This is a genomic window from Methanobrevibacter sp., assembly GCF_045130115.1.
Lineage (GTDB): Archaea > Methanobacteriota > Methanobacteria > Methanobacteriales > Methanobacteriaceae > Methanocatella.
In genome coordinates this window covers 41,041-58,970 of the sequence record NZ_JBGUPC010000035.1, presented here as the reverse complement: position 1 = coordinate 58,970, position 17,930 = coordinate 41,041, and the positions used below count along the sequence as shown (strand labels likewise).

Here is a 17,930-nt window from a genome sequence, read left to right as displayed (position 1 = left end):
TTTGACAGTAAGTTGCTCTTTACAGAATGCAAGTTTATCCATACCTATATCAACAAAAGTTCCTTTCTTATTTCTCTTAACAGTGAACCCTTGTCTATAATCCCCCACGTCTGGTTGATTATTAACAGGATGATGAGGAGTCCTAAGCGGCGGAAGGATGCCGACATGCCTAAGTTCAGGCTTTATAGGAATAGCTTGTTTCCTCAAGTATTGAGGTGTATTCATATAATTCAAAACTTCAGCAATAAAAGCTCCATCCTCTTTCCCATCTTCGTTCTTTTCGTGATTATCATTATAAATAACCACATTATCTGCTTGAAAAATAGCCAAAGCTCTTGCTATAATCCCTACTTTATAAGTACGAATTTTAAGATCTTTAGACTCAGAAAGAAATGAGTTTGGAATAAATATAGATAGCTCATCTTTATACATTAGTAATACATTTGGCATGTAAACTATATAAAGATTACCCTACATTTATATAGCTATCACTAAATAGACTTACACATTTACAAAATATTATATCAATTATAATATCTGTAGCTTCTTATATGCTACCAACTTTTTTATACTCAGAGAATATATTAATATAAAATATGTACTATCCACTATATAAAGGTATTGTTTTTTGGTGAAAAAATAAGAAATTTTGAAAATAAAAATTATTTTAAAATAGCTCTTATGACAATAACATCAACATCTTGCTTTTCTTTTGTATGAAAATCATAAATCTTTGGAATAGGAAAGTTATACCTGAAAATATGAGTGATTTCCAAATTATTCTCTTCATAATATTTGATTAGAAAATCTTGTGTGGATGCCATGTGAAATGAATATAAAACATCCGGATTTAAATCGACTGCCCTTCGAACAAATTTCAAATCCTGACCTGAATCCGCCTTTCTTTGAGATCCGAAGGGAGGGTTTTGAAATACAGTATCTACATCGCAATCCCAATCAAATTCACAGATGTCGCTGACAATGAAATCTGCATTGCCGACATTTAGCTTATCTTTAACATCGATTGCCAAACGAACAGAATCCTCATCGATATCCACACCAACTGATGAATTTGCTCCCATCAATGAAGATGCAATAGCAAAAACTCCTGTTCCGCAACCCAAGTCAATGACATTCCTGTCTTCAATATCTCCAAGGGAAAATGCATTCCAAATCAGATCAGAAGCAATTATGGATGGGGTGGTATACTGCTCAAGACCAACCTTGGGTTTGGGGTGGCTTGGAATTGATTGGAGTCTCATTTCCAAATGTTTTTTGCGAGTAATTTTTTTCATTAATCAAATATTTAATATATCATGTAATATATAATTATATATTAATGAAAATATTCAGAGGTTTTTAAATGTTTGAAAAAATATTAATCGCAAATAGAGGAGAAATAGCCATTAGAGTTATGCGTGCTTGTCGTGAACTCGACATCAAAAGTGTAGCTATTTACTCTGATGCAGACAAAACATCCCTTTATACAAATTATGCTGATGAAAGCTATCCATTAGGAAATCCTTCACCTGCAAAATCTTATTTAAACATAGAAAAAATTATGAACATTGCAATCGAATCTGGAGCTGATGCAATACACCCAGGTTACGGATTTTTAGCTGAAAATCCTAAATTCGGTGAAGAATGTGAAAAAAATGGAATAAAATTAATCGGACCAAGCGGAGAAGTAATCAACAATATGGGAGACAAAATCACATCAAAAGCTCTCATGAAAAAAGCTGGCGTTCCAGTTATTGAAGGTACTCCTGAAGGCGTAAAAGATATTGAAGAAGCTAAAGAAATAGCTCGCCAAATCGGATACCCTGTTATTGTAAAAGCTTCCGCTGGTGGTGGTGGAATTGGTATGCGTGCAGTCTATAAAGAAGAGGAACTTGTACAGGCAATCGAATCCACACAATCCGTGGCATCCACAAATTTCGGTGATTCAACAGTATTCATTGAAAAATATCTTGAAAAACCAAGACATATCGAATTCCAAATTTTGGCTGACGAACATGGAAACGTGATTCATGTAGGGGACAGGGAATGTTCCATTCAAAGAAGACACCAAAAGCTCCTTGAAGAAGCTCCTTCACCAATCATGACTGAAGAGCTAAGGGAACAGATGGGAGGAAGTGCAGTAAAAGCTGCAGAATACATCGGATACAAAAGTGCAGGAACTGTTGAATTCCTATATGACAATGGAGAATATTACTTCCTTGAAATGAACACACGTATTCAAGTAGAACACCCAATTACTGAATTAGTAACAAATACTGATTTAATCAAAGAGCAGATTAAAATTGCAAGCGGTGACGAATTAACCTACAGCCAGGATGACATTAAAGTAACCGGCCATGCAATTGAATGCCGTATCAATGCAGAAGATCCGCTTAATGACTTTTCACCTAACCCTGGTAAAATTACCGGTTACAGATCCCCAGGAGGACCTGGTGTACGTTTAGACAGTGGAGTTTATATGAATTATACAATTCCAACATTTTATGATTCAATGATTTCCAAATTAATCACTTATGGAAGAAGCAGAAACGATGCAATCAACAAAATGAAAAGGGCATTAAGTGAATACATCATTTTAGGTGTTAAAACCACTATTCCATTCCATAAAGCGGTTCTGAGAAATCCTAACTTTATTTCCGGAGATCTGAATACCCACTTCATCGATACTTACAAGCAAAGTATTGAAGAGGAAATGGTTAATGTCATTGCAGAAGATTTAGAATATGTGAATAAATTAAAATCTACATTCATGCCTGCCAAAAAAATAGCTGCAATTTCAGCTGCAATGGGATCTTACCTGACTATTTCAAAACAACAATCAGAGGAAGATGAATAAGTTTTCCTTGGGGCTTATTAATGAAAGAGGAAATCCTGAAATTATTAAATGAAGAAGGAAATCTTTCTGGTGAAATCATTGATGCCGATGTCAATGATTTCGCAAGTTCAATTGAAGAAATAGGCAAAAAGGAAACAGAACACATAAAATCCTCTGAAATTTCAAAAGAGCTAAACACAAAATATGTTGGAAAGAACTTATACATCTACAAGGAAGTAAGTTCAACAAATACCATTGCTAAATTCTTGGCTAGAAATGGTATTGAAAACGGCAGTGCAATCATTGCTGAAAAACAGACATCAGGAAGGGGAAGATCTGGAAAATCCTGGGAGTCTCCATTGGGTGGAGTATGGTTATCAATCATATTGGAGCCTGATGTTGATTACTCCAAAATTCCTCTTATAACCCTGGCAACTGGCGTTGCAGTTGCAAAAACTCTTGAAAAGATCGGTGTTGAAAATCCTGAAATCAAATGGCCGAATGACATCATGATAAATGGCAAAAAGGTTTGTGGGATTCTGACCGAATCGGTTACTAATTTTAATATAATTGAAAATGTCATTGTTGGCGTCGGCATCGATGCCAATCTTGATATCAACGATTTTCCTAAGGAATTGCAAAATATAACAACAACCCTTGAAAAAGAACTTGAAGGGAAAGTGGATGAAAATCTTTTAATAAAAACATTTTTAGAAGAATTTGAAGAAATCAACGAATTGTTCAGCCACGAATGCTATGAAGACATATTGAAAGAATGGAGAAGCAGGTCTTACACAATCGGCAAAACTGTAGAGATAAGAAAGCCATTCAACGAATATTATGAGGCATATGCAATAGGCATCTCAAAGGAAGGGTCATTAATCGTTGAAAAAACTGACGGCACTCTGGAAAAAGTAATATCTGGAGAGTGCGTAATTAAAAATTAAAAGAGAATGTTATACAGGGTATAACGTTTTCCACATCATCAAAATATTATTTTTTTACATTCATCTTCATTTGGAATGACACTTAGCAGCTCATCAAATGAAGAGATTATTTTCTCGGACAGGTCATCTAAATCCAAATTGAATGCATCGATAGTTGACAAGTCAAATCTTATTGTAGCTGATGCACCAGGCATTCCCACAGCAGGAATGGTAATTATTCCATAATCTTTAAGTAAAATCATTGAAAATACAAAAGCCAAATCATTATCTGACAAATCATGAGCAATATCAATCTCTTTTGCCAAATCTTCAGGAGTAATCATTACCCCTGTCGGAGTCTTTTGGATATGATTGAACTTTCCTTGCAACAAATCAAATAACTGGTCTTTTCTTTCGAAGCTATTTACAAGGTTATCCTTATTGAAATTTTTTATTCCGTTAAGCATTGCAAGCACTGCAGGCGGTTGGGCTTCAAGACCAAACTGATTGACTTTGACTTTAATTTCATCAATCAAATCTTTTCTACCTGCCATTAGCCCCCCTCTTGGACCAGGCATTAATTTATCAGTACTTGTGATTGCAATATCTGCACCCAAATCACAGGCCTTTGGCTGATTGAATACGACAGTTCTGAGTCTTGCACCGGATGCATCATCAACCATTACAGGAATGTCCCTTTCATGAGCCATTTCAATTACAGTTTTGAACTCATCTTCATCAATTACCTTATGATCCATTGTAGAACCTGTAACCACAACCAATGAAGTATTATCCGGAATTTCAAACTCCTCAAAAACATCAGTTTCGAAGTAATTTGCTCCAACCAGATTGCAACTGCGAGGTATTGAAGGATGGGCAGGTAATTTGGCAAGATAGTGCACAACATTGGAATCTTTTTCAACCAATGTCAATATGGTGGCTAGGATTCCTGAAGAGGTCCTGTTTAATGGAAGGACCTTTTCGCCACCCATATGCTCGATTCCAACTTCCTGAAGAGCATCCTCAAAAATAGCGGGACCAACATAAGTTTCCAGTAGACTCAATTCTGAAGGACTTGCAATAAATCCTCCAGACAGTCCTGTTAGGTCAAATAAAAATTCACGCCCCTTATTTTCAACTATATCCTTGATAATTGACAGGGCATTTTCTCTTTTTTTAACTTCATCTAAAGAATTATTGACAATCATCTAATCAGAATCGTCTAATTGCAATTTATAATCTTCAAAGAATTCAATAATGGATTTCAATTGTTTTTCAGTAATATCAATAGAAGTATATTCCTCATCTTCCGGAACCTGATAGTAATATTCAGCAAATAAGACTTTACCTTCCGGACTTGTGAAAATAGTTATTCCATCAGTAAGCTTATCAGGATTCTTATTTTGGAATTCTATTTCAAAAGAAGTTCCGAATTTTTGAGAAAACTTCTCTTTTTCTTCAGGTTCCCTGTTACTTTTTCTAATTTTTGCCATTCTTGATTTGAATTTCTTTTCTGCAACTTCATTAATATCAGCCATAAATACACTTCCTCTTAATTATATCATGAAAGTAATAATAATTCAAAATATACTATAAACTAATCTCATATATAAGCATTATTATTCATAATTTCCTAATCATATAAACTGTCGCCATGGCTGTCCATAGCAACTATAAGCGGTCCGAAGTCCTTAACTTTCAAATTCCACATTGCTTCAGGCATTCCCAAATCTAACCAATCAACACTTTCGATTTTTTCAACGGCATCAACATACAATGCTGCACATCCGCCTGTAGCCACTACATATAATGCTTTATTGCGAATTAGAGCTTCGCGCACTGTATCGTCCATTCCACCCTTTCCTATTACAATTTTTGGACCCATATCCAAAACATCACTTTGGTAAGGGTTCATTCTCATTGAAGTGGTAGGTCCTATAGCCACCATCTGATAATCATCATCTTTTTTAGTTATTATTGGCCCCGCATGGAAAAGCACGGCTCCTTCAATATCTAATGGAGCACCCTGTTCAATGAGGCGTTTATGTGCCTGATCCCGTGCAGTCAATATATTTCCAGTCAAATAGACGACATCACCAGCTTTCAATTCATCCAAGTTTTCATCTTTAATTGGGACATTCAATCTTTTTTCCATATATCCACCCTAAAATTAATAATAATCTTTTTATTAAGAAAGTAATAAAAATATAACTATAAATATATAAAATTTTTAGATTTAATAAATTTAATGGGTAAAGATATCTCGAGGAAAAAATATGTCAAGTATGAGTAGCGTAGCAGGTTTATCAAAATATATAAAAACTCTGCCGGAAACTAAATATTCCATAATCGGAATGATGATAATAAGTTTTTTAATTGGTAGTACTTATTATATTATTGATTTGCCACTTGGCCAAGGAATAATTTTGGATTTCCTTTATGGAGGATTATTTGGTTTCATAGTTCTTGGCGTTAGTTCCATAATGAGCGGAGCACTAAACCAGCAGGTTATAAGTAGCTTTCATGGGATTAACTTGAAAATCAAACATTCCATGTTTTTATCTGGCCTTTCAATGACCATTTTAGGAATATGTGTACTTTTGGGATGCGTAATTTCCAGACTGATTAATATGGACATATTCGTAAATTCAATGATATTCGCCTGCGTTTTAATATATGGTTTCAATACACTGGTATTCTGGGCAACATCCAAAGTCAGATTTGCAATAGCTGCCGCAACAGGATTTATCCAACCTGTGCTAATCATAGCCATGTATATATCAATATCATTTTTATTTATTGATACAAGCTTTATAGGATCTGCACTAGTGCAGATTATCCTAAAGGCATTTGTTGCATCAATAATATTCGTCATAGCCATTTACGCTTTCATTACAGTCATAGCATCTCCGTTCAAGAAAAACTTAGGAATCGGAGTATTGGACTTATTAAGCTTATTCATTGCCCATATGAATGAAGGATCAAACTCCCTTGAGGGATTGTTTGAAAATATGAGTGAAGCTATCGACACCATTGTTACATTCGTTAGTTTTAAAACTGAAAATGGAATTAAAGCCTTATTCATATCCCCTTCTGTGCATCCTGGACCTTTAGGAGATTTAGGAGGTTCAAATATGCCAACACTACTTGCAAATAAATTTGATTTCTTTACAATGGTCGCACATGGACCTTCAACACATGACTTTAACCCAATTGCAGTAAAGGAAATTGATAAGATAGAAAACTCCATTAAAAACGGTCTGGAAAAAGTAGAATATTCCAGCAGCGCAAGTAAATTCGTACGATACAACTCTAAAAAGGCAAATATTGGAGTTCAATTTTTCAATGACGGAATGGTAATACTGTCTACTTTTGCTCCTGAAGCCGTTGATGATATCGAATTCGGTGTTGGACTTACAATGATGGCCCAAAGCAGGAACCATTGTAATGTTAATGATTCAATAATCGTTGATTGCCACAATTCATTTACTCCTGAAAGTGGAGAGGTGCTTCCTGGAAATGCCGAAGTATTCCAACTAATTGATGTTATCGATTCAATCGAACCGGAACAGGAACAATATGATATAATGGTAGGATGCTATTCAGACAACATGGATGACCTTGACAAGAATGATGGAGTCGGTGAAAGCGGTATAAAAACAATGGTTGTTGAAGTTGACGGCCAAAGAACTGCATATGTACTATTTGATGCAAATAATATGGAAATAGGATTCAGACAGGAAATTATAGATGCAGTGAGTGATTTGGAAATTGATGAAATTGAAGTGATGACAACCGATACCCATACTGTAAATACTATCTCAAGAGGATATAACCCAATTGGAATTGTAAAAAGAGCTGAAATTATAGAATATGTCAGAATCAGTATAGTGGAAGCAATTAAAGATTTAGAAAAAGTTGAAGTTGGAACTGGAACCAATAAAATTAAAAATCTCAATACATTCGGACCTAAGAATTCAACAGAACTGATTTCAACAATCAGTTCAGTTGTGGCCGTGAGTAAGATTATAGCTCCAGTTTTGCTCATTACCTCATTATTTATCGCATTTATATGGATTTTCTATGGTGGTTTATAGATACATTACAAATAAAGTGAATGAAATGACCCATGTAAAGAAGAAAGGAGCTATTCCATCCCATAACCATTGACTAAATCCGGAGATTTCTTCTCCTGCGATTTTTTGAGAAAATTGACCAACGAAATATAATATTATTACAGCAATGAAAAATGCAAATACGTCATTTTTAAATCCGAACCAACCAACAGTCAGAGCGGTTGAAAGTAAAGCTGCAATAAGGGCTGCAACAATATGAATACTTGTAACCTTAACAGTAGTGTCCATTTATATCCTCCATTAAATTAAATATATTAATATAATTTTAGTGATTATAATATATTAAAGTATTGATTAAAAAAGGTGTTTGATTATGAAGTCTATGTCAAATGTTGACATTTTTACTATAAGCAATGAACTGAACAATTTATTAAGTGGAGCCCGGGTCGATAAATCATTTCAACCGACCAAGGATATAGTGGTAATGAGATTTCACGTTCCCGGAACCGGAAGGGTTGACCTGGTGATGCAGTGCGGATCCAGAATACACACCAGCCAGTATCCCCTTGAAAATCCGACAACACCACCGTCATTTCCGATGCTTTTAAGAAAAAGAGTAAAGGGAGCCCATGTTGAAAGCATTAAACAACATAATTTTGACCGTGTAGTGGAAATTAAGGTTAAAAAAGATAAATATTACACAATAATTGTTGAATTATTTGATAAAGGGAATATTATTCTTCTGGATGACGAGAACAATATCATTCTGCCCCTTAAAAGGAAACGTTTAAGCAATAGGGACATCAGCTCTAAAATTGAATATGCATTTCCGGAAGAAAGGGGAATCAATCCCATGACCATCACAGAAAGCGAATTCAAAGAGGTTTTCAGCGATCCGGAAAGTGACGTCGTTAGAACTCTTGCAAGGAATGGACTCGGAAGCCTATATGCTGAAGAAGTTATCAAAAGAGCCAATGAAATAACCGAACTCGATAAGAACACACCTAATGACGAGTTAACAGAAAAACAAATAGAAGGACTGTATTCAGGATTCAAAGACTTATTCGATAATTTAACTGAAGGCAGAATCAAACCCCAAATTGTCAAGGATGAAACAAAAGAGGATGTAGTTGCACTGGATTTAATCAATTATGAAAATTTTGAAAAAACATACTTCGAAAGTTTTAATGAGGCATGCGATGAATTTTACTCCAAAAAGGTCAACACCAGCATAAAAAACATCAAAGAGTCCGCCTGGAATAAAAAAGTAAACAAGTTTGAAAAAAGGTTACGTTTACAACAAGAAACACTTGATAATTTTTACAAGACAATCGAAGATAGTCAACATAAAGGAGAGGTTATTTATTCTAATTATCCTACCATCGAAAATATAGTAAATGTTGTAAACCAAGCAAGGAGTAACAACTACTCTTTTAAAGATATTGGAAAAACACTTAAAAAAGCCAAAAAGGACGGTATGGCCGAAGCGCAAATCTATGAATCCATAGATAAAATGGGCGTTTTAACATTAAATATCGACAATACAACATTAAATATTGATCCAAAGTTAACAATACCTGAAAATGCTGAAAACTATTATGAAAAAGCTAAAAAAGCCAAAAGAAAAACAAAAGGTGCACAAATAGCTATTGAAAATACTAAAAAACAGCTTGAGAATATCAAAGCTAAAAAGGATGTTGCAATGGAAAACATAGCTGTGCCGAAAAAGAGGGTTAAGAAAAATCTAAAATGGTATGAAAAATTAAGATGGTTCTTGAGCTCTGACGGACACCTTGTCATTGGAGGACGTGATGCCAACAGCAATGAAAGTGTCGTGAAGAAATATCTGGAACCAAATGACATTTATCTGCATGCAGACATACATGGTGCATCATCAACTGCCATAAAATTAAATGGGGATGAATTAAATGACAATCTCCTTAAAGAATCCGGTGAGTTTGCAGCATCATTTTCATCTGCTTGGTCGATGGGCTTCACATCCCAAGACGTATTTTGGGTCAATCCGGACCAGGTTTCAAAAACCCCCGAAGCAGGGGAATTTCTTGCAAAAGGGTCATTTGTCATAAGAGGCCATAGAAATTACATAAGGGGTGCAAGGGTAAAATTGGCAATTGGAATCGTTGATTATGAAGGAAAAAGAATAATGGCCGGTCCAATTGAAGCTTTAGAAAAATATTGCGACAATTATGTTGTAATAAAACCAGGATTTACCAAAAAAGAAGCAATAGCTAAAAAAATCATACACAAAATAAATGAAGATGATCTATTAACTCTCGATGACATTATCAGAGTATTGCCATCCGGAAAATGCGACATCGATGAGGAATATCATCAAAGAAAAAAATATGAAAAAAGTTAATCCTGATAATCTTCAGGATTAAATTTAAAATATTCGTTAGGGTTCATAACCACAACATCAATGTTTGGGTTGAACTGACTTACAAAATTAGCAAAGATTGCAGGGTCCTGTTCTATAGGTGGAAATGTGTTGTAATGCATTGGAATAACCGCTTTTGGATTCATCCACATTGTACCTAGAGCTGCTTCAAAAGGACCCATTGTAAATTTATCTCCAATAGGAACCATCACAACATCAGGTTTATAGATTGCACCAATAATATTCTTCATATCACCAAATAGTCCAGTATCACCGCAGTGATAAATTTTAGTTCCATCTTCAAAGGTTATTAAAAAGCTTGCAGCAGTTCCTCCAGGAACGGTTTCCTCAACAATATCGATATCTGAGGAATGTTTGGCTTCAAGCATTGTAAATTTAATATTTCTGAATATGAAAGAACCACCGATATTGACACTGATGTTTCTAATACCCTGTTGGGCTAAAAAGAGTGAAATTTCATGGATACAGGCAATAGGTGCATTAGTACTATTGGATATTTCTAATGCATCCCCAAAATGGTCTGAATGTCCATGAGTAAGTAAAATGATATCAGGATTCAGTTCCTCTACCGGAACTTCACATGCAGGATTATTGCTAATGAACGGGTCGATTAATATTTTTACGTTATCGTCGCTTATAATTTCAAAAGCAGAATGTCCCAGCCACCTGATTTCCATTATGTTACACCACCATTAGCGACAGCGACAAGAGCATTTTCATCCAAATTAGAGGCTATATTCCAAGTCTTTTCAAAGTCTGCCCTAATATTTGAAATGGAACTCCTATCATTATAAATGGCACCGTATTCCATATCATCTTTGCCTTCTGAAATAATCATTGCATAGGAATCATCAGTAATTAAATTGATGGAATGTACTTTTGGAACTGTTTTAATATGAACACCTTGTTTGAGAAGAGATGAAATTAAAAACATGTAAGACATATCTGAAACATCAAATTCATTAATGATTACTCTGGAGTATATTGTCGGAACATGAGATAAAAACCTGTCAGACAAATCATTCAATGAAGGAATTTCCAGCATTATCTCCTTATTTACATTAACTGCCAAATTATCAAATGCCTCTTGAGAAGTTAGCATACCCTCATCAGAGAGCACATAACTATTGAGGGATTTTGGAACCGGCAAACTCTCAGGGTTATTAACATCAATTTTAATTTCCCTTGCTGGAACTTCCGGAGCTCTCCTGGTTGGAGGATCATAAACCGGCTCGAGAACATGGTCATGAATAGGTTCAATGACTGGTTCCTCTACAGCCAAAGCGTTCTGAATTTCATTGGAGTTATTTGTTGGCTCAACAACAAATTCCGGAATCTCATCAGAGAAATATTCTCCATTTCTTCTTTTTGGAGCTCGTGTAACCTTCAATGGCTTACCATAATAAGGTTTAAAATCAAGCTGATTGTCAAAATTAACTTCTGTTTCCGGTTGCGGAGCAACATTTAAAACAGCTTTTGAACTTCTGTCATAATCATCATTGAAATAACTGCCATCAGAACTTGGATAATCCCCGACTTCCATTTCCTCGTAAGCAAAATCATCATAATCATTAAATTCTTTTCTAACTTTCAAAGGTCCGTTAGACTTATTGCCATTAGGGTCCTTTTCAAAATTAATAAAAGAACGTCCTCCGGCTTCTCCGGATACTAAAAATTCTTTAATCTTATTAGTAGTCCTATCCGCATTAGATTCAACGAAATAACTAATCATAAGGATTATTCCAACTATTGAAATAATCAAACCAACTAATAAAAGAATATCAATTAGGTTATAGACTGCTGTTTCATATGCGATGAGAACACCAATTACAAATAAAATAAATCCTGAAACTAATTTTATTGTATTTCCCACGTTTTCACCCTATCACTTATTATCACTCTATTTTTTAACTATTAATTAATATATTGAAAACCATTTATAAAGTTAATGGAAAAAAAGAGAAAAATTGATGAAAAAAAATAGAAAAGTAATACTTTTTTAAATAATAGTAATATTAATATAGTAAAAAATCCAAAATTTAATTGGTGAAAAAAATGAAAAAAATGAAAAAATTCTTCAAAGAAAATTCTGGTCAAGGTGCCGCAGAATACATTCTTCTGTTTGGAGGAGTTATTGTTATAGCATTACTTGCATTAACAATATACAGATCATACATGAACACTAGTGATGTCAGCCTAAAAGCCAAAGACGACATCATAGATGTCAGAAATACCATACTTGACAACAGAACCCATGTATAGTAAAAAACTTGATAACAAAGGACAGGGAAGTGCGGAATTAATCCTAATAATCGGAGGATTGATAATTATCGTGCTTCTTGTTGGAAGTTATATGTCACATATAACAGAACAAAGCCAAACAAATATGAAACATTTGTTAGAAAAAGAAAGAGAGTATTTAATAAATAAAATATGAAAATGGAGAGATTTCCTCTCTATTTTCCAATTAAAGAATTTAATATTTCATTCCATGATCCGGAATTGATATTATTTAATTTCATAGCGGTTCTGGACAATTCCCTAATATTCTGCGGACATGCAGTTACACAAGCTCCACATAAATTACAGAAGTCCAGATTAGTAACAGACTTTCCATCAACAATTTCAACAGCATTACACGGACAAACATCTAGACATGCATGACATGAATCGCCCTTACATATTTTTTCATCACTTTCAACTAGCTGTAATGTGCCCTCAAATGGTTTGGTTATTGAAATGGCGTCAACTGGACAAATCTGTGAACACCATGAACAATTTACACATGAAGAATCTAAAATTAATGTTTCACCAGTAATTTCAACCGCTTCAATTTCATCATAGTACATGCATGTTGAACAAACTTGATTGATTGCGTCTTCAGGACATACCCGCTTACATATTCCACAGAAAATACATTTGGACAAATCCACTTCAATTGAATTGCCTAGCAAATCATTGCTTGCAGTTGGAATATTTTTAATTGTGATAGCGCCAGCAGGACACATGTCTGCACAAAAAGAACAATATATGCATTGTTCCTCATCAATATCCATTTCTCCTCTCACCAAATCAACAGCATTTGGAAGATTCCTTTTGAATATAATGGAATCCTGAGGACAAACCGAATAACATCTGCCGCAATAAATGCACTCTTCATCATGCACTTTAGATTCAACATCCCATTTTGGATAAGAGTCAATGTCCTTAATATCAGTCCCATTAATTGTTAATGATAACGAGTCAAACGGACATGCAACTGAACATAATCCGCAAAATACACATGAATCCTCCTTAACAGATACCAAATCCATTTCTATTAATCCACGCGCAATAGGAACAACGGGACCTAATCTTAAAGAATCAGTTGGACATATGTCTACACATATTCCGCAACCAACACAATTCTTATCCTTATAGGACAATTTACGGTGTTCTTCACCATTTCTTTCAATATTAAACATTAATATCCCTCATGCTTTGGATATAGCTTGATTTGGACAATTTTGTATACAAAGATCACAATCATCACAATTTTCAGGGACGATTTTTACATCCCCATCCTCTTCTATGATTGCTCCTTGTTCACAAAGTTTAATGCATAATCCTTGCACTGGGCAATTTTCAATGTGTCCGCACACATCAGGATCGATTTTTACTGCCATATAACCACCTCGTTGTAAAAAATTAATTTTACGTCAAATCTGCCAATTATTTTTGATTATTGGATGAACTTCCCATTCTGATTAATTTCTCCGCGCCTAATGCGTGTAGAAGAAATGGGATTTCCATCATAGGCCAAAACAAAACTAACTACAACAATGTCCAGCGGAGGCATGCCTTTAGAAACTCTAATCTCATTGATTTCCACAGCTGTGGGTTCGGTCTCCTCACTCACCACAATAGCCTCAATATTCTCATCATATATAGTGGTACCATAAGGGTCTTCTAAGGGAACAACAACAAAATTAGATTTATCTGAAAAAAAAGATTTGAGATTAGACATTCTTACTTTACAAGAGTCTATATCACCTTTTAATCCTCCAAATGCATCAGAAGTAACTCCAATTTCAATTTGATTGCCTATTTCAAAAGCTGTGGACAGTAATTTTTTATGCCCATCATGAAATTTATCAAAAGTTCCCCCTACAGCCACTTTATTATATCTTTTTGAATCCATAACAATGTCCTAATTAGCTTGTTACTTAAATGTTTATCAAAACACATATAAAATAATAGCTATAAAAAAAGAAAAATTTTAAAAAAAAAATAAAAAATAAAAAAGTAGTCAATTAGAATGAAAGACTTCTGAAATGACCATGAAGCGCATATGAATGAGTATTCCAGTTAACTACTTTCCCGAAAGAGTTCCTAGTACTTACAGCATCAGCAACAACCCAAGTATCTCCAATTAATACTTGACTCCAAACATGTCCGTAAACACCACCGCTTGAAAAGGTACAAGTACCGTGAACATATCTGGCAGGCAAACCTGCTGCCCTAAACATAGCAACAAGTGCATGTGCATGGTCCACACAATTACCAGTTCCAGAATTTAAAGTTCCAACAGCACCGAATCTAGTATTATAATAGAAACTATAAGATATTGTGTCTCTAACATAATTAAATATTACAGTTGCCTTTTCTTTATCATTCTTACAATCTTTTGTTAACTTTTTAACCAATTTTTTGATTTTAGCATTGTTAACTTCACAGTTTTGAGTGGCTTTTAAGTAATCAATCAAATTGGTTATCTTATTTTTATTGTTTAAAACTCCAGTATATGATGTAGAAGAACCTGAGAAAGACTTAACAAGCACATAAGCAGGCATTTTCTTATGTTTGCCATAATACTTAAGTGCATCTGAAACTGTATATACCGCAGCGTCATAACCCATGGATCCGATATCTGAACTTACGGAGTTAGGCATTTTTCCTTTGGACTCGGCAGTTTTAACAATGCTTTTTGCAACACCAAGATAATTCCTTAAATAACCTAAATCCTTAGCTGATTTAGGGCTGCTCGGATTTTTCAAAATCTTGATGGAAACCGCTTTTTTATTATCTGCTTTTAAGTTTACAACAGCTTTAGAAGCTAAGTATAAGTAATCTGCAGTTTTTAAGGAAATACTACCCATTTTAACAGAAGAAGGTAACTTATGATGTTTAGTAATATAATTTTTAACGGTTTTAGCTGCAGTAAGGATATTCTTTATAGACACCTTATTTGCAACAAAAATCTTTGCAGATTTTTCGTTATCCCCTTGGACAATATTAATTTTATGAGTTCCTTTGGATAATTCGCCTAAACTAACTTTTGCAATACCTTTAGAGTTGGTTTTGGAAGTTAAATTTTTACCTTTGAAAGTAAAGACAACCTTCTTATCTTTTACAGGATTATTCTTCTCATTAACAACCTTAACTGAATAAGTGACACTGTTTCCGTTCATGACATGAAGGTCTTTTGCCACCAATTTAGTTCCCTTAACTGTAATCTTCTGGGTAATAGGAGCAGATTTATAAAACGGATCTGAAACTATGGTTTTAATAGTATAATAACCAATGCCTTTAGTTATTACTAACTTGGCAGTACCGTTTGAATCGGTTTTATAAACACGAGCATTACCACCATTGATAACACTTTTAACAGAAACATTCTTAAGAAGTTTTCCAGATGCATCTTTAACTTTAACATTGAAAGTAGAGTTGTCATTCGCTTTCATAGTCAGGTCTTTTGCGCTTAACTTAGCAACAATTTTCAAGATTATAACTCTGTTTGAACCGTGGCTATAATCTTTTGAGCCATAACTTGAATGAGAATACTTTACAATATGATTACCTGGTAATACGTTCTTCAAGGAAAGTTTAGCATTACCCTTTGAATTGGTTTTGCAAACAGTAGTTTTTCCATTAATTTTAAATTTGACTTCTTTATTGGCCAAAGCATTGCCCTTATTGTCTGTTAATTTTACTTTAAACTTAGATCCATCATTATAGGTCATTACCAATATTTTTGAAGACAACATTGTAGTTGGCTTAGCAACAACAATCTTTGCACTGCCTTCACTAGCATAATAATTGTCACTGCCGCCATACTTAAAACTAATTTTGTAAGTACCTTCAGCAAGAACAGGGATAGTTATAGTAGCTTCCCCATTCGCATTGGTCTTTGAGGTTACCTTTTTATTATTATAAGTAAAAGTGACTTCTTTATTCTTAAGTAATGTATCATGTTTTGATTTTAAAACAACTTTGAATGAACCTTTCTTTTTTGCATGAATATATGTTTTAGCTTTTGCAGTGAATTCAGTTTTATCTTTTTTAACAGTTATCTTGTATGAAACTGTTTCCTTAGAATAAGGGTTAGTTGCAGTAAGGGTATGTTTACCCACAAACAAGTTAAGATAAACAGTGGCAACACCTTTCTCATTAGTTGTAGCAGTATATGTTCTTCCAGCTACTTTGAAAGAAACTTTGGTGTTTGACAATGCTTTGTTATCTTTCCAAAATTTAATTTGATACTTGGATGCAAATCCATAATATTTAGTCAAATCACTTCCAATTGCAGATGATAATACTTTAACTTTTTTTGAAAGTGAAGATGAGGAATAATTGGAATTTCCTCCATAAGATAATGCAAGTGTATATGATCCAACCTTTAAACTATCAGTCTTGATTGAAGCAATACCTTTATCATTAGTGAATCCAGAATAAGATTTTTTATTCACTTTAAGAATGACTTTCTGATTAGCTAAAAGATTACCGTTATTATCCTTTAAAGTAACATCAAAAATTGTGGATGATTTTCCATAGTGAGCGTTAACTACACTTAAGGTTGTGGATACTTTGCTGGCAGCAATAATACTTGAACCATCAGCACTAACTATGTTATTACTTGAAGCTTCAGAAACAACACTATCAGTACTTGAACTAGTTGAACATAAAGTATTTTCCCCAGCTGCATCAGCATCATTGGAAGTTAATTGGTCTTGATAATTATCCTCATAATCGGAACTAATGTTTAGAACTCCTTCATCAGGACAATTCCCCAAATTATCATCATGAGAATTAACTATATTAGTTTCTGAGATAGAAACCTCGTTAGAAATTTCTAATTTATTTGCAGATGATGAATCGACATCATCCCCTATTAAATAATTTGAATCTTCTGTATCTGAAACATTAATTGATTCCGCTGCATTAACTGCTCCAATAGCAAGGAACACCATCAATACAATAAAAATCATTAATGATCTGTTTTTTATCGAAATTTTTCCACCTCTTGGTTCTCATTACGAAAATTTTATAGCAAAATATGATTATACTAGATATTAGTATTTCATAATGAGTGGATAAAACTTATAATGTTTATCTTATATAAATGTTTTTGAAAGCCCATTATGCAAAAAACCCATTTAAATTTGTCAAATTAATAAAAAAAGGTTAAAACACAATATAAATGGCTCTTAAAGCAAAAAATATAGTGAAATCATATATATTAAAATTAAAAATCTTAAAATTCATTTAAAATTTTACAAAATAGATGAAAAATAAAATTTAAAATTGGTAATACTTTTTATTAAAAATTAAAAAAGATTCAATAATTAAATTAAAATCAAACGAAAAACTGTGCCGATAACTAAAAATAACATGAAATGAAAATATTATATTGA

At 33.8% G+C, this 17,930-nt stretch carries 18 protein-coding genes; 6 read left to right on the top strand and 12 right to left on the bottom strand.

Annotated features, from left to right (window positions below):
- Positions 1–432 (bottom strand): putative RNA uridine N3 methyltransferase (locus ACJMML_RS05740; RefSeq protein ID WP_405306400.1); only part of this gene is annotated, 432 nt, incomplete at its 3' end.
- Between the two features lie 230 nt (positions 433–662).
- Entirely contained in the window at positions 663–1,295 is a 633-nt protein-coding gene (locus ACJMML_RS05735; RefSeq protein WP_405306399.1) for an METTL5 family protein, read from the bottom strand.
- A 68-nt stretch (positions 1,296–1,363) separates the two neighbouring features.
- Here ACJMML_RS05735 and ACJMML_RS05730 point away from each other — a divergent pair, with 68 nt between their 5' ends.
- Positions 1,364–2,857, top strand: coding sequence for an acetyl-CoA carboxylase biotin carboxylase subunit (locus ACJMML_RS05730; RefSeq protein WP_405306398.1), 1,494 nt, complete (start codon positions 1,364–1,366; stop codon positions 2,855–2,857).
- A 20-nt stretch (positions 2,858–2,877) separates the two neighbouring features.
- Positions 2,878–3,783, top strand: coding sequence for a biotin--[acetyl-CoA-carboxylase] ligase (locus ACJMML_RS05725; RefSeq protein ID WP_405306397.1), 906 nt, complete (start codon positions 2,878–2,880; stop codon positions 3,781–3,783).
- Positions 3,784–3,821: 38 nt separating this feature from the next.
- Here the strand turns inward: ACJMML_RS05725 and ACJMML_RS05720 are convergent, their stop codons facing one another.
- The 3 genes from ACJMML_RS05720 to ACJMML_RS05710 all read right to left on the bottom strand — a co-directional run bounded on the left by ACJMML_RS05720 (position 3,822) and on the right by ACJMML_RS05710 (position 5,917).
- On the bottom strand, positions 3,822–4,970 hold the full coding sequence (locus ACJMML_RS05720) for a TIGR03576 family pyridoxal phosphate-dependent enzyme (RefSeq protein ID WP_405306396.1): 1,149 nt from the start codon (positions 4,968–4,970) through the stop codon (positions 3,822–3,824).
- The gene (locus ACJMML_RS05715; protein WP_405306395.1) at positions 4,971–5,300 is read right to left on the bottom strand and encodes a hypothetical protein; all 330 of its coding nucleotides are present in this window, start codon (positions 5,298–5,300) and stop codon (positions 4,971–4,973) included.
- A 95-nt stretch (positions 5,301–5,395) separates the two neighbouring features.
- Complete coding sequence (locus tag ACJMML_RS05710; protein WP_405306394.1) at positions 5,396–5,917, bottom strand: FumA C-terminus/TtdB family hydratase beta subunit; 522 nt, start codon at positions 5,915–5,917, stop codon at positions 5,396–5,398.
- A 121-nt stretch (positions 5,918–6,038) separates the two neighbouring features.
- On the opposite strand from ACJMML_RS05710, the gene ACJMML_RS05705 reads away from it, so the two are divergent.
- On the top strand, positions 6,039–7,859 hold the full coding sequence (locus ACJMML_RS05705) for a DUF2070 family protein (RefSeq protein ID WP_405306393.1): 1,821 nt from the start codon (positions 6,039–6,041) through the stop codon (positions 7,857–7,859).
- Here the strand turns inward: ACJMML_RS05705 and ACJMML_RS05700 are convergent.
- The gene (locus tag ACJMML_RS05700; protein WP_405306392.1) at positions 7,854–8,126 is read right to left on the bottom strand and encodes a hypothetical protein; all 273 of its coding nucleotides are present in this window, start codon (positions 8,124–8,126) and stop codon (positions 7,854–7,856) included. The genes ACJMML_RS05705 and ACJMML_RS05700 overlap by 6 nt on opposite strands.
- Positions 8,127–8,211: 85 nt before the next feature.
- Between ACJMML_RS05700 and rqcH the strand changes: the two genes are divergently transcribed.
- Positions 8,212–10,218 carry a ribosome rescue protein RqcH gene (gene rqcH / locus ACJMML_RS05695; protein ID WP_405306391.1) on the top strand — a complete coding sequence of 669 codons (2,007 nt, stop codon included), beginning with the start codon at positions 8,212–8,214 and terminating at the stop codon, positions 10,216–10,218.
- On the opposite strand, the gene ACJMML_RS05690 is transcribed toward rqcH, so the two are convergent.
- Complete coding sequence (locus ACJMML_RS05690; RefSeq protein ID WP_405306390.1) at positions 10,215–10,934, bottom strand: metal-dependent hydrolase; 720 nt, start codon at positions 10,932–10,934, stop codon at positions 10,215–10,217. The genes rqcH and ACJMML_RS05690 overlap by 4 nt on opposite strands.
- Complete coding sequence (locus ACJMML_RS05685; protein WP_405306389.1) at positions 10,934–12,130, bottom strand: hypothetical protein; 1,197 nt, start codon at positions 12,128–12,130, stop codon at positions 10,934–10,936. Before ACJMML_RS05685 ends, ACJMML_RS05690 begins: the two co-directional genes overlap by 1 nt.
- Positions 12,131–12,312: 182 nt before the next feature.
- Here ACJMML_RS05685 and ACJMML_RS05680 point away from each other — a divergent pair, with 182 nt between their 5' ends.
- Entirely contained in the window at positions 12,313–12,519 is a 207-nt protein-coding gene (locus ACJMML_RS05680; RefSeq protein ID WP_292604580.1) for a class III signal peptide-containing protein, read from the top strand.
- The gene (locus ACJMML_RS05675) at positions 12,479–12,694 is read left to right on the top strand and encodes a class III signal peptide-containing protein (RefSeq protein WP_405306388.1); all 216 of its coding nucleotides are present in this window, start codon (positions 12,479–12,481) and stop codon (positions 12,692–12,694) included. The genes ACJMML_RS05680 and ACJMML_RS05675 overlap by 41 nt, the downstream gene beginning before the upstream one ends.
- Positions 12,695–12,713: 19 nt before the next feature.
- Here the strand turns inward: ACJMML_RS05675 and fwdF are convergent, their stop codons facing one another.
- The 4 genes from fwdF to ACJMML_RS05655 all read right to left on the bottom strand — a co-directional run bounded on the left by fwdF (position 12,714) and on the right by ACJMML_RS05655 (position 17,504).
- Positions 12,714–13,721 carry a tungsten-dependent formylmethanofuran dehydrogenase subunit FwdF gene (gene fwdF, locus ACJMML_RS05670; RefSeq protein ID WP_405306387.1) on the bottom strand — a complete coding sequence of 336 codons (1,008 nt, stop codon included), beginning with the start codon at positions 13,719–13,721 and terminating at the stop codon, positions 12,714–12,716.
- A gap of 9 nt (positions 13,722–13,730) precedes the next feature.
- Positions 13,731–13,922 carry a 4Fe-4S binding protein gene (locus tag ACJMML_RS05665; RefSeq protein WP_405306386.1) on the bottom strand — a complete coding sequence of 64 codons (192 nt, stop codon included), beginning with the start codon at positions 13,920–13,922 and terminating at the stop codon, positions 13,731–13,733.
- 56 nt (positions 13,923–13,978) lie between these two features.
- Positions 13,979–14,437, bottom strand: coding sequence for a phosphopantetheine adenylyltransferase (locus ACJMML_RS05660; protein ID WP_405306385.1), 459 nt, complete (start codon positions 14,435–14,437; stop codon positions 13,979–13,981).
- A 112-nt stretch (positions 14,438–14,549) separates the two neighbouring features.
- A complete protein-coding gene (locus tag ACJMML_RS05655; RefSeq protein WP_405306384.1) occupies positions 14,550–17,504 on the bottom strand; it encodes a transglutaminase domain-containing protein in 2,955 nt (984 codons plus the stop codon).
- Between the last annotated feature and the right edge of the window lie 426 nt (positions 17,505–17,930).